Origin of the sequence: Vibrio sp. YIC-376 (assembly GCF_052353105.1) — a bacterium.
In the GTDB taxonomy this organism is placed as follows: domain Bacteria; phylum Pseudomonadota; class Gammaproteobacteria; order Enterobacterales; family Vibrionaceae; genus Vibrio.
The window spans coordinates 1-12,218 of record NZ_JBBWFK010000008.1 but is presented as its reverse complement, the minus strand read 5'-3'; the positions used below and the strand labels follow the sequence as shown (position 1 = coordinate 12,218).

12 protein-coding genes are annotated in these 12,218 nt (G+C 42.8%); 10 read left to right on the top strand and 2 right to left on the bottom strand.

Going from position 1 to position 12,218, the window contains the following annotated elements:
* Positions 1–139 precede the first annotated feature (139 nt).
* The 7 genes from WJM94_RS15660 to WJM94_RS15630 all read left to right on the top strand — a co-directional run bounded on the left by WJM94_RS15660 (position 140) and on the right by WJM94_RS15630 (position 6,255).
* Positions 140–325, top strand: a complete 186-nt coding sequence (locus tag WJM94_RS15660) for a hypothetical protein (RefSeq protein WP_014232347.1) — start codon at positions 140–142, stop codon at positions 323–325.
* Positions 326–503: 178 nt separating this feature from the next.
* Positions 504–1,880: a YcjX family protein gene (locus WJM94_RS15655; RefSeq protein WP_444495128.1), complete on the top strand. Its 1,377-nt coding sequence runs from the start codon at positions 504–506 to the stop codon at positions 1,878–1,880.
* Positions 1,877–2,917 (top strand): YcjF family protein, encoded by a 1,041-nt coding sequence (locus WJM94_RS15650; RefSeq protein ID WP_444495127.1) that lies wholly within the window; start codon positions 1,877–1,879, stop codon positions 2,915–2,917. The genes WJM94_RS15655 and WJM94_RS15650 overlap by 4 nt, the downstream gene beginning before the upstream one ends.
* A gap of 101 nt (positions 2,918–3,018) precedes the next feature.
* Positions 3,019–4,560: a transcriptional regulator TyrR gene (gene tyrR / locus WJM94_RS15645; RefSeq protein WP_444495126.1), complete on the top strand. Its 1,542-nt coding sequence runs from the start codon at positions 3,019–3,021 to the stop codon at positions 4,558–4,560.
* Positions 4,561–4,594: 34 nt separating this feature from the next.
* Positions 4,595–5,176 (top strand): ribosomal protein S5-alanine N-acetyltransferase, encoded by a 582-nt coding sequence (rimJ, locus tag WJM94_RS15640; protein WP_444495353.1) that lies wholly within the window; start codon positions 4,595–4,597, stop codon positions 5,174–5,176.
* A 4-nt stretch (positions 5,177–5,180) separates the two neighbouring features.
* Entirely contained in the window at positions 5,181–5,768 is a 588-nt protein-coding gene (locus WJM94_RS15635) for an HD domain-containing protein (protein WP_444495125.1), read from the top strand.
* A 13-nt stretch (positions 5,769–5,781) separates the two neighbouring features.
* Positions 5,782–6,255: a DUF2947 domain-containing protein gene (locus tag WJM94_RS15630; protein WP_444495124.1), complete on the top strand. Its 474-nt coding sequence runs from the start codon at positions 5,782–5,784 to the stop codon at positions 6,253–6,255.
* 52 nt (positions 6,256–6,307) lie between these two features.
* Here WJM94_RS15630 and WJM94_RS15625 read toward each other — a convergent pair whose 3' ends face one another.
* Positions 6,308–7,270 (bottom strand): integron integrase, encoded by a 963-nt coding sequence (locus tag WJM94_RS15625; RefSeq protein WP_444495123.1) that lies wholly within the window; start codon positions 7,268–7,270, stop codon positions 6,308–6,310.
* A gap of 267 nt (positions 7,271–7,537) precedes the next feature.
* On the opposite strand from WJM94_RS15625, the gene WJM94_RS15620 reads away from it, so the two are divergent.
* The 3 genes from WJM94_RS15620 to WJM94_RS15610 all read left to right on the top strand — a co-directional run bounded on the left by WJM94_RS15620 (position 7,538) and on the right by WJM94_RS15610 (position 11,061).
* The gene (locus tag WJM94_RS15620; RefSeq protein ID WP_444495122.1) at positions 7,538–8,725 is read left to right on the top strand and encodes a hypothetical protein; all 1,188 of its coding nucleotides are present in this window, start codon (positions 7,538–7,540) and stop codon (positions 8,723–8,725) included.
* Positions 8,726–8,905: 180 nt separating this feature from the next.
* Positions 8,906–9,463: a hypothetical protein gene (locus WJM94_RS15615; RefSeq protein WP_444495121.1), complete on the top strand. Its 558-nt coding sequence runs from the start codon at positions 8,906–8,908 to the stop codon at positions 9,461–9,463.
* 779 nt (positions 9,464–10,242) lie between these two features.
* Positions 10,243–11,061, top strand: coding sequence for a hypothetical protein (locus tag WJM94_RS15610; protein ID WP_444495120.1), 819 nt, complete (start codon positions 10,243–10,245; stop codon positions 11,059–11,061).
* Here WJM94_RS15610 and WJM94_RS15605 read toward each other — a convergent pair.
* A protein-coding gene (locus tag WJM94_RS15605; protein ID WP_444492974.1) for an IS3 family transposase occupies positions 10,992–12,151 on the bottom strand; the annotation gives its coding sequence in 2 pieces (ribosomal slippage) (positions 10,992–11,893 and positions 11,893–12,151; 1,161 coding nt in all). The genes WJM94_RS15610 and WJM94_RS15605 overlap by 70 nt on opposite strands.
* Positions 12,152–12,218: the final 67 nt, after the last annotated feature.

Sequence of the window (12,218 nt, the reverse complement as noted above, 5' to 3'; positions counted from 1 at the left end):
TGTGACAAGGTGCTGATTTACCTAGCAAACAATTGACAAAAGTGCAGCGAAAACTGCACTTTTTGTCTATATACTAGGGTATATAAACCTTTGGGCATAGCAACAGACGTTATGCGAACAATAATAATTGGGAGACGGCATGCCTCGTTTTATTCAAATTCTACAAATTATTCTTGCTGTTGTGGTGGGTGGCTTTGTTGGCTATGACTTGATTCTTCACGGTATCAGTATCTTTGATGAAAAATACGTCACGATTACGTGTGTATTGTGGGTAGTTCTAGAGGTTGCTCTATTCGTTATCTACAAACTGATTGAAGAAGATTAGACCGCTTAGGCTTAAATCGTTTGATTGATAGTTAGAACACCGAAGCCTCTGAGAATACTCAGGGGCTTTTGTGTTTTTTGGCAGTGCTTTTTGCTGAGAGTACTTTGTTCATCTTGGATTAATGTATGTAAAATTAGACTCATACCTTTGTCGTTTACTAATGAGATAAATAAAAAGCATGAAAAGAATAACAAAAGAAGTGAATGACTTTATCAGCCGTGGCATGGATTCTAATGTCCGAATTGCCGTTACTGGCTTATCCCGAGCGGGTAAAACCGCTTTTATTACTTCTCTGGTTAATCAACTGCTTTATACGGCGACACACGACAATCTGCCATTACTGTCTGCAGCCAGAGATAAACGTCTTATTGGAGCCAAGCGGGAACCGCAATCGAATATGATGGTTCCGCGTTTCGCTTATGATGAAGCAATAAATCAAATTCATGCAACGCCGCCAGCATGGCCAGTACCGACGCGAGATGTGAGTGAAATTCGTTTGGCGCTTAAGTATAAGCCTAACAAAACCACCAAAAAGTTATTGAGCAAAACCGCGGTGCTTAACGTGGATATTATCGATTATCCGGGCGAGTGGCTTCTAGATTTACCCCTGTTGGATATGGATTTCGCGACATGGTCACAAACACAGTTTAATGCACTAAAAGGCCAGCGCAGTGAGTTAGCAAATTTGTGGTTAACAGAACTGGAAAACCTCGACCTTAATGAAAGTGTGAATGAAAAGCAGCTCGAAAGTGTTGCACATGCGTACACAGAATACCTTCACGCTTGTAAAGAGTCAGGTCTGCATTGGGTACAACCGGGACGTTTTGTTCTGCCGGGTGAGTTAGCCGGAGCGCCAGTTCTGCAGTTTTTCCCGTGTTGTATTGACGCGGATGTTAAGCCAGTTAAAGGCAGTAACTTAGCCATGCTGGAAACCCGTTTTCGTGAATATCAGCAAAAAGTGGTGAAGGCGTTTTATAAGCATCACTTTGCGACCTTTGATCGCCAGATCGTGCTGGTGGACTGCTTACAGCCTTTAAATGCCGGCGATGAGGCATTTTACGATATGCGCCAGGCGTTAGAGCAAATCATGCATAGCTTTCGCTACGGACGGAGCAGTTTTATTCGTCGACTTTTCTCGCCAAAGATCGACAAAGTCCTCTTTGCTGCAACCAAAGCGGATCATGTTACGCCAGAACAACACTCGAATCTGGTCTCTTTGCTGCAGCAGATGGTGCATCCCGCATGGCAAACGGCCGCGTATGAGAATATCGAGATGAGCTGTATGAGCATCGCATCGATTCAGGCTACAACGCCTGGGTTTATTACTTCTGGTGAGAAGACCATTCCGGCACTGCAAGGGACAACGCTCGAGGGCGAACCGATGACGATGTTCCCTGGTGAGGTACCAAAGAAATTACCTAATGCTGCATACTGGCAAAACAGCGGTTTTGATTTTACCTCTTTCCGCCCGATGCCGTCCGCCAGTGATGAGCCGATGAAACACATACGTTTAGACAAAGCACTGGATTACCTGATCGGAGATAAGCTGAAATGAGTGAATTCAAACCAAAGCAAGTTTTCTCCGACAAGGTTTTAGAGAAAGAACAGGATACGGAATTTGAAGATTTAACCGCGCAACAAGCCTTTACTGATAAAGAAACCTTTGTGCCCGTTGCGGTACAAGAAGAGCCGCCAGAAACGGAGCAGGAGTTACAACTTGAGCATGTGATTCGACCTAAACCCAGCCGTAAATGGTTAGCGACCGGTATGCTGGCTACGTTTTCTGGTCTTGTTGGTTGGCAGGCCGTGGATTCGCTCGTTACTGCAGTACAAACATCCGACTGGCTAGCGTTAGGCTGGGTCGGTTTTATCACAACAATCGCATCGTTCGGTTTGGGGGCGATTGGTAAAGAGTTATTGAAGCTGCGTAAACTAAGAAATCACTTCAGCATTCAGGAAGAAAGCGAGTTGCTTGTTAACAGTGACAGCGTTGGTAAGGGTAAGGCATTTTGTGAAAAAGTGGCCGAACAAAGTGGGGTGTTGGCTGAAAATCCGGGCTTTGACCGTTGGAAAAACAGTGTAAATCCAGCGCACAGCGACGCTGAAATTCTGGATATGTACGACTCGATGGTGGTCAGTCAGCAAGACAAACTCGCGACTAAAGTGGTGTCTCAGCATGCTACCGAGTGTGCTGCATTGGTGGCAGTGAGCCCACTTGCTGCTGCAGATATGATGTTGGTAGCGTGGCGTAATTTCAAAATGATCGACAACCTATCGAAAGTCTATGGCGTCGAGTTGGGCTATGCGTCGAGGCTTAAATTACTGAAAGCAGTATTTGTGAACATGGCTGCTGCTGGTGCCAGCGAATTAGCCATCGATGCGGGTATGGATTTGATGTCGATGGATCTCGCGGGCAAGATCTCAGCGCGAGCTGGGCAGGGGCTTGGTGTCGGTATTCTTACTGCGCGTTTGGGCTTGAAAGCCATGGCTCTGCTGCGGCCATTACCTTGGTATCCTGATCGTCAAGTCAAACTGGGTACGATTCGCAAAGCTGTAGCGGCTAAAGTTGCATCAATCACGATGAAACCGTAACTAATATCACCTTTGAAAGATAGGATTGCTTGACGCCATAACAAGGTTGATAGAAACTACTGTCAACTTTTCCTGACAGTTTGTTAATTGGGATATTTTCAGTGCGTCTTGAAGTCTTATGTGAAGATAGACTCGGTCTTACCCGAGAGCTGCTCGATATTTTAGCGTCTAAGAGTATCGATTTGCGCGGTATCGAGATCGATATCAGTGGCATTATTTACTTGAATTGCCCAGATATTGATTTTGATACCTTTAGTGAATTAATGGCCGAAATCCGTCGTATTTCGGGGGTTAAAGACGTACGTAAAATTCAATTTATGCCAATGGAACGCCACAATACAGAGCTTCTTTCATTGGTGGATAACTTGCCAGATCCAGTCTTCGCTATCGACCTGAAAGGCGCAGTGGATATGGCAAACATGTCAGCTTTGTCTTTGCTGGGTTTGCATAAGCAAGAAGTTATCGGCACTCAAATTGGCACGCTGCTACCAAGTATGCGCTTTTCCCGCTGGGCAGAAGGCGTGAACGCCAGAACGCGTGAAAATCTGGTCATTGATGGCTTGGATTACATTCTTGAGTTAATGCCGGTTTATATTAAAGATGAAGCGCAAAACTCGACATTAGCGAGTACGTTAATCACGATTCGCTCCAGTCAGCAAGTTTCAAAAATTGAAGAGACCGTGCCACTGCATAATCCGCTTGGCTTTGAGCATTTTGTCGGCTTATCTAACCGTCATAAGGCGCTGATGAATCAGGCCAAGAAGTTGTCCGTTCTTGATCAGCCGTTACTAATTGAAGGTGAAACAGGCACAGGTAAAGAAATGCTGGCAAAAGCATGCCATAGCCGTTCTGGGCGAGCGAGTAAGCCTTTCTTGGTATTGAGTTGTGCGTCTATGCCTGATGATGTTGCTGAGACAGAGCTGTTTGGTCATGCTCCGGGGTCATTTAATCACGAGCAAGGGCACAAGGGTATTTTTGAGCAAGCGAACGGCGGCACCGTATTTCTTGATGAAATCGGTGAGATGAGCTCACACTTGCAAATCAAGCTACTGCGTTTCCTTCAAGATGGTAATTTCCGTCGTGTTGGCGCAGAAGATGAAATGCACGTTGACGTGCGCATTATTGCGTCTACCAAACACAATCTTGCTGAGCTCTCAGAAGCGGGCCAGTTCCGTGAAGATTTGTACTATCGCCTCAACGTGCTGACGTTGAGCATTCCTCCTCTGCGTAAGCGTTCTAATGACGTCGCCCCACTGCTAGATCTGTTTGTTACTAAGCACTCGCAGAAATTAGGTATCGACAAGCCAGAACTGGACGAAGGTCTGGTGGATGCCTTAGCTAATTACCAGTGGCCGGGTAACATGCGTCAGCTTGACAACATGGTACTGCGCGCACTGACTGAAATGGATGGCCATTTGCTACAGGCTGAACACTTCAATTTACCTCAGCCACAATCGGTAGGCGGTAGTACGACGATTAATATAGATGGTTCACTTGATGAGATCATGCGTGATTACGAGTCACAAGTGCTTGAGCGTTTGTATCAATCATTCCCATCAAGCCGCAAGCTGGCAAAGCGTCTGAATGTTTCTCATACATCGATTGCCAATAAATTGCGTGACTACGGGATTCGTAAGAACTAAGACGGAGCTAAGGAAAACGGAATTGTCATTTGTAATGGAAGATAAAAGCTCATCCATCGCCGTTCACAAGTTGGACGGCGACTTACTTCTACGCACGGCTGAAATCGCTGACGCAGATATGATCGCCGAATACTTTCAGGTGAATCGCGAGTACTTAAAGCCGTTTGAGCCAACACGTGAAGAGGGCTTTTTTACTGTAACTGGTTGGCTACAAAAGCTTATCAAACTCAATGAACTCCATCGTCAGGGGCTAGGTTATTATTGCCTTCTCATCGATACTCGAACCCAGCGTATGTTAGGCACGATTTCATTCAGCGGTCTGGTACGCTTCCCATTCCACTCATGCAGTGTTGGTTATTCTCTTGCTCAAACAGCGCAAGGTAATGGGTACATGCGTCGCGGCTTAAAAATGGCTTGTGAATACATGTTTGATGTGCAAAACATGCATCGTATTCAGGCAGGGTACATGCCGCACAATAAACGCAGTGAAGCGGTCCTGGAGTACGTCGGATTTAACAAAGAAGGCTACGCGAAGGACTATCTTTTGATAGACGGAGAGTGGCGAGATCATATCTTAATGTCTCTGACTAAACCTAACTGGCAACCGAGGGCATGATGATATGGACAGATTAGAAAAACAGCTAAAGTTATTGATAGAGCTGGATCAGTTAAAAAGTGTCCTTCGTCGTACTCGGATTAAAAGCGCGGATGGCCGTCTGGAAAACAGTGGAGAGCACAGCTGGCACGTTGCTTTAATGGCCGTGTTAATGGAAGAGCATGCGAATGCCCCTGTCGATATTAGCCGTGTCATGAAAATGTTGTTGATCCACGATGTTGTCGAGATCGACGCGGGCGACACCTTTGTTTATGATACCGCCGCTTCTAAAGAGCAGGCAGAGAAAGAAATCAAAGCCGCAGAGCGTTTATTCGGTATGTTGCCAAGTGAGCAAGGTACAGAACTTTTAGCGTTGTGGCACGAATTCGAAGCCGCGCAGACCGACGACGCAAAGTATGCAAAAGCGCTCGACCGTTTAATACCGATGCTTCTGAATTATCATAATAACGGTCAAAGCTGGAAAGAACATGGCGTAACGCGCGAACAAGCGCTTACTATTAATAAAAGAATTGAACTTGGCTCTGTCACGTTGTGGGACAAAGCGAAAGAAATGATTGAAGATGCCACCGAAAGAGGTTGGCTGAAGTCGTAATAAAGGAGACTGAATGTCTTATTTGCCTTTGGACGAATACCAAAGAAAATGGATTTTTACTCACCAGTCGATGCCAGTGCCGGAAGAAGACTTAGTGCAGATAAAGCCGATGAGTCAGGCACGTTCCGCTCAGTTCTGGAAAGAAAATATCAGTGCTCAAAGCCCTGATATGGATCGTTTGAGCTCTCAAGATTGGCCGATGAATGAATCCAATTGGTCAGATACTGTCGACTGGATGGCAGCATGGGAATCGGACGAGCCAGAAATGCCTGCGGAAGTGGAAGCACATATCGATTGGCAAGATGATGTGACCGTTTATTTCTGCTACGAGAAATACAACGTCATCGAAACCAAATGGTCAATTTTCAAGAAGCATTGGAAGAACTTCCTATTCTATGACGATGGCCCTATGCTAATCGGCCGCCGCCGTTCACAAGCACTTTGGTTCGATTCAAAGGGCAACGTTAGGCTGGGCGAACGTAACTAGGTAACATGCTGCGAATAAAATCTGAAACCACCGATTTGGTGGTTTTTGTCTATCATAGGCTTGATAGTGGACTTAGAACTCCACTCGCTCCTCTTTCTATAACATGGGTGTATATCTGAGTGGTTTTTACATCTGAGTGCCCTAACTGTTCCTGTACTGTTCTTATATCGGCTCCCGATTCTAGCAGATGTGTCGCAAAGCTGTGTCTTAGAGTGTGGCAGGTTACCGACTTTTCAATACCCGCGTCTTTAGCCGAGCGTTTGACTGCTCTTTGAATTGCACTTTCGTTGATATGGTGCCTTCGCAACTCGCTTGTTTCCGGATCAACACTTAGTTTTGTTGAGGGAAACAGAAAATGCCAATTAAAGTCTAACTGGGCATTAGGGTATTTACGTTGTAGACCTTCTGAAATGTAAACACCAGCATAGCCCGCTACATGGCGATCTTTAAGAAAATAATTTCTTGCTATATTCATCTGTATTTTAAGTGGTTCGTATAGCTCTTTCGCCAAGGTCACTGTACGGTTCTTACCACCTTTGCCTTGCCAAACACGAATAGCGCCATAATCATAATCGATGTCCTGAATTCTTAATCTCAAGCACTCCATCACCCGAAGCCCAGAACCATAGAGTAGAAGTGTGTGTAGTTTGTATTTCGGATCGATATGTAAAATAAATCTGCGGATCTCATCCCGAGTTAAAACGGCTGGGAGTTTTCTCTCAGTAAGTGATTTTTGAAACCTCATATCTAGCGATAGAGGTGTTTGGAAAAAATCTCTGTATAGAAAGGCTATCGCATTGAGTGCTAAAGCTTGTGTTTTTACTGCGACTTTATCTTTAATGGCAAGGTGGCCAAGAAACTGAACCACGTCGTCTTCTGATAACTTAGAGGGGTGAGCAAACTCATGAAAAACGATATAACGTTTGATCCAAAATAGGTAGCTTTCGATCGTTTTATTCGAATAGTGACGCAGTATCATATGTTCTTTTACACTAAGTAAAAATTGGGATTTCATGGTGGTAGTGGCCTGGTTATTTATACAGGTTGATTAATTTAGCACCCTACAGTTAATTAACCTGCTTTTAGCCGTCTAATTGCGCGTGTCAGCACTCACATCCATACCTCGTTTCTATATGTTTCATACAGATAAGTGCTAGTATTCATATTTGTTTATGTTAGAAAAACGGCTGTAGTGCGTCTGAAAGACGGCAAAAAGCCGTATAGAAAGCGTTATGTTGCATAAGCAACTCTCACTTTTAATTTAATTATTATGGTTGTATTTATGATTCCACATCAAAAGTTTGTCTTTAGGGGAAAGTGCCCTAGCTGTAAAAATGTAATCGAATATAACAGTGTGCAGTTCTCTCTTGATAATGATCGAGGAGAAATGATAGCAGAGTGTTCAAAATGCGAAAAAAAGTTGAAAGTACCTACTATAAACCCTATGGAGTCATATATAACTCTTGGTGCAAGCAAAGAGGATTATGTTGACTACGAGATTTCTAAACCTACTAGTCATGCTCACTTAGTAGAAATAATCCAATTCGAAAGTAATCTAAATGTTCCGAAGCCAGAATATAATTTAACAACAACTCCCATTTATTCGTGTAGTAGCTGTGGAGATAGGTTGGATGAACTAGCTTTCATAAAGTTAAAAGGGTCCTTTTTAGCCGTTATAAAAGAAGAGAATAATTATACGAGTTTAGTAATTAAGGGTTATGCTAACTTCGCTGATAAATTCATAATTTCAAACACTATAACGTGTTCTTGTCAAAAAGAATATGATACTTATTTCTTTAAGAAATACGATCATAGTGGTTATGAATTAGCGGACTTTAAGTTAGGTGCAATAACTGGTGGCGACGCCCTTGATAATGATATTGATGGTACAAAGTCTAAAACTGAGTGTATGGAAATATTAAAGAAATGCCTTATCCGTTGGGATTTTTTATTTGATTCAGTTTATGTAATTACGCCATTCTTTGGTTATCAACATCTACCAGAAGAAAAATTATTGGACACATGGTTTAGTATAATAAATCAGCTTAACCCAGATAGATCAAAGATAATAACCCGCACAGCCACACTTAACATTTTTAAGAAAGCATTTAGCAATCAAATTCATGATTACAGTTTTTTAAATGAATATGCTCTCGGGGTTCCTAGTGTTGATAATGCTTCAAAATTACAGGCATCTCATGCAAAAATATACTGCGGAGTTTCTAGTGATTACTGTGAGGTTGTCCAAGGTTCTGCAAATATCGCTTACGGACCAAGTAGTGAACAGATATCGTTTCATCAGTTTGATAGTTACAACAAACTTTATAGTAAATACCTTCAACACTTAAATGTTAAAGATATTCCAAAGTCTTTAGATATCAACTCAAATGTAAGTGTTCTATTTATAGAGAAAAATGGCTTTAAAGCAGAGACTTTAAAGAACAATGAATTGATAATGATGGTTAAGTAAAATTCTCTGTGTACCGTACCAACAACATAACAAACAATTTAAGAGTGATTCAGCACGCTTGGCATTTTTGGTTTGGGTTGAGTTCAGTGATTACGGTGGTCAAATTAAGTGTCGTGGTCGCGTGCTTCACACCTTAATTGGGCGTTACAAGCCTTAAAGTACTACATAGGATATTGAACATTGGAAAATACAGAGAAACAAAAAGGACCTGGCTGTCTTGGATTTGTAATTGGTGGAATGTCGTTCATTCCTTTGATTGGCGTTGTATTTGGAATTGTAGCAATTATCTGGGGTTTCAACTCAAAAAGTACAAAGCTGAAATTAGTGGGTCTTTGCGGTATTAGTTGTACTTTTATCTTGTATGGGACGCTTGCGTACTTGGGTTTTGTACAAGAAGGAGGAGTGTACGATGATCTGCGATCTGAGTTAGTAAAAGTACAATTGACAAGTGCAGTACAAGCTATTGAATTATACAAAGTTCAAAATGGTGTATACCCGACATCATTAGAACTTTTACAAAACTCTTTACCACAAGGCAGCTTGGTATCTCTAAACGATGCAGCAGAAGTAAGTATTTCCGGAGAGACACTGTATTACTATGTTGTTATTGATGAAAATCACTATCATATTCGGTCATATGGAAGAGACGGAGTAATTAATACATTGGATGATATTATGCCAACACCGATAGAAAATGTAGGGCTAATAGCCGACTATCAAGTAGAAAACGGCTTATAACAAAGCATTTAAGAGGGATTCTCAGTTTTACCATAAAGCGCTGTTTTATAAGTTCTTTTTTCTTGATGCCACCCCTGGGGGGAACATTGAGGGGAACTGCGGAAAATAACTCTTAATTGTGATTTAAATCACTATTTTTGTTTATTTTTGTTTCGGCTCTTCACCGAATAGCCTCTCAGAGCAAAATGTGCTCAAGAGGAGCAATTCAAGTTTGTGGAACTAATCTCAGGCTTCGAGATACTTTTTAAGATAGCGCCCAAGCTTTTTAAAGCGGTAGCTCTTGCCCCATTTCGTGCTGGCAACAAGTAAGAAACCCTTACCAGTTGCTTTCCAATTCAAAGCAATTCTTTAGTTGTTGCGTCCGCTGTAACTGTGACAAGCTCTGCCCCGAAATGAGCTAGCTAGTTAACTGCCTTACGGCTATAGGTTAATTGAAACAACTTATTTAGAGTAGTGGGTAAATGTGCAAGCCACTAGCTTATAAGTCTTTGCCCCTTTTCGTGCTAGCGACGCTCAACCTTTCAAACCACGGTGAGGTAATTTTGCCCTATTTTTTCTCATACCTTAGGAGTATCTAAGGATATAGAGTTTTACCAAATTGTCTAATTCGTGCCAACCACACTCAACATTTCAAACCTCTGTGAGGTGGCTTGACCTACGTTTTCTCATACTTTGTGTGAGTCTGCGGATTAAGGGGCTTACCACTCTTAACCAATTGTAAAAGTTATATTTACTGAGGTGGTATATTTGATTCATAATATGCATCTTGTTGGTAGGTTGTGAAGTTTGAATATTCTGAAATGGAAAGTGATAAAAAACTAAGAGTAGTATTTGGTCTAAAGAGGGCTTCAGTATTACCTGGAGAAGTTTTGATCTATCCGTCATTTGATAACTGGAATGACTTTGGATTTAAGATCAAATGTACCTGTTCTATATTCAACACGCTAACTGATAGCACATTTACCTTTGGTACTTATATTGGCTTTCTGTCTTTGGATTCAAACCAAGTAAACAGTAAAACCCACAAGGAAATGAATGAGGAGTCGAGAAACTTATCTAAGAGGTTTTCAAAAGATCCTGAGGCGTTTAACTCCTATATCGATAGTATGCAGTTTTTTACAATGCTACCCAGTATGGCTGACTATCGGATGGTTGTTGAAGCTCTGGGTTCAGTGCAATTAAAAGTTGTTTTACAAGCGATTAACGACATGGTGCTCCATAAGGATTCATCTGATAAATGGGTTGATGCTGCAACAAGGTCTGAAGTGTTCCAACTAGGGTTCATGCGACATTCCGAAGGGTTCTTTGCATTCAATAATGCAGACAGCTTGTTAGCAGGTGTTCAAGATGAAGTCTTTGGTGGGATATCACAAGAGTTGGATCTAAATTTTTCTTTAGACGGGTTTAAGAATCAACATACAATCCCTTTAAAATACGACCATCAAAGCATCATACCCAAAAGAATAAACGTTTTAATAGGAAAGAATGGGCTAGGTAAGAGCCAAGCATTAAAGTCATTTTGTAGTGGTCAACAAATTCCGGACACAGATTTAAGCCGATTTTCGGCATTGACTGGCGACAGCCCATCATTGGCTTGATGAGGCCGTTGCCGATTATAGTAGTCCATCAAATAGTAGCTGATATCTTTCTTCGCTTGAGTTTGGGTCAAGTAACCCGTTGCTGGTACCCATTCAGTTTTTAGGCTTCTAAATAGCCTCTCCATTGGAGCGTTGTCCCAACAGTTACCTCGACGACTCATGCTTTGGGTTATGCGATATCGCCAAAGTCTTTGACGAAACTTACGACTGCTGTACTGGCATCCCTGGTCTGAATGGAACATCACGTTCTGAGGCCGCCCCCTTTGCTCCCAGGCCATATCTAGGGCTTTAGAAGCTAATTTAGCATCAGGCTTATCCGATAGAGACCAACCCACGACGCGCCGGCTAAAGAGGTCAAGTACCACGGCGAGATAACTCCACTTAGAACCTGACCAGATATAAGTAATGTCACCGCACCACACTCGATTTGGAGCAACCACAGAGAATTCACGCTTCAGCAGATTCGGGATATCCAACCGCTCTGATTTGGCCTGCTTATATCGATGCGAGCCTGGCTGTTTGCTCATCAGACCGGCTTCTTGCATTATCTTCCGCACCTTAAATCGCCCGATGTCGATGTTTTCTGAACGTAACATGGATACAAGGGCACGACTGCCAGCAGCACCTCGGCTCATGTTGAAGAGCTCTTTAATTCGGCTTGCTAGCCGAATGCGATTAGCGTCCGGCTTTCTCTGTTTAAACTCGTAGTAACAGGAAGAAGCCACATTGAACAGTTCGCAAAGCATCTTGACCGACTCATGCTCCCTTAACTGATCAATTAACGAGAACGTTCGAGTTCGTCCGACATTAAGAGAGCGGTGGCCTTTTTTAGTATGGCTTTCTCTCTTTCTAATCGACTAATTCTGGCTTCTAATTCCTGGATTTTTTGTTGTTCAGGCGTAAGGGCCTTGGCCGCCGGAGTTGTACCACCACGCTCAATCTTGAGTTGGTCGACCCAACGTCGTAAAGCTGTTTCACCAACATCCATGGAGCGTGCTGCTTCAGGTACCGAATATCCTTGGTCAAGCACCAAGCTTGCAGCATCCATTTTGAATTCAGCAGAAAATGTACGTCGTTGTCGTTTTGTCATGGAACACCTCATTTATGGTGGAGACTTTACCACCTAATTTGGTGTCCGGGATCATTAAACCACTACA

Bases quoted from the DNA above. Each gene is read 5' to 3' on its own strand.
- WJM94_RS15660 (WP_014232347.1), top strand. From the start codon at position 140: ATGCCTCGTTTTATTCAAATTCTACAAATTATTCTTGCTGTTGTGGTG.
- WJM94_RS15655 (WP_444495128.1), top strand. From the start codon at position 504: ATGAAAAGAATAACAAAAGAAGTGAATGACTTTATCAGCCGTGGCATG.
- WJM94_RS15650 (WP_444495127.1), top strand. From the start codon at position 1,877: ATGAGTGAATTCAAACCAAAGCAAGTTTTCTCCGACAAGGTTTTAGAG.
- rimJ (WP_444495353.1), top strand. From the start codon at position 4,595: ATGGAAGATAAAAGCTCATCCATCGCCGTTCACAAGTTGGACGGCGAC.
- WJM94_RS15635 (WP_444495125.1), top strand. From the start codon at position 5,181: ATGGACAGATTAGAAAAACAGCTAAAGTTATTGATAGAGCTGGATCAG.
- WJM94_RS15630 (WP_444495124.1), top strand. From the start codon at position 5,782: ATGTCTTATTTGCCTTTGGACGAATACCAAAGAAAATGGATTTTTACT.
- WJM94_RS15625 (WP_444495123.1), bottom strand. From the start codon at position 7,270: ATGAAATCCCAATTTTTACTTAGTGTAAAAGAACATATGATACTGCGT.
- WJM94_RS15620 (WP_444495122.1), top strand. From the start codon at position 7,538: ATGATTCCACATCAAAAGTTTGTCTTTAGGGGAAAGTGCCCTAGCTGT.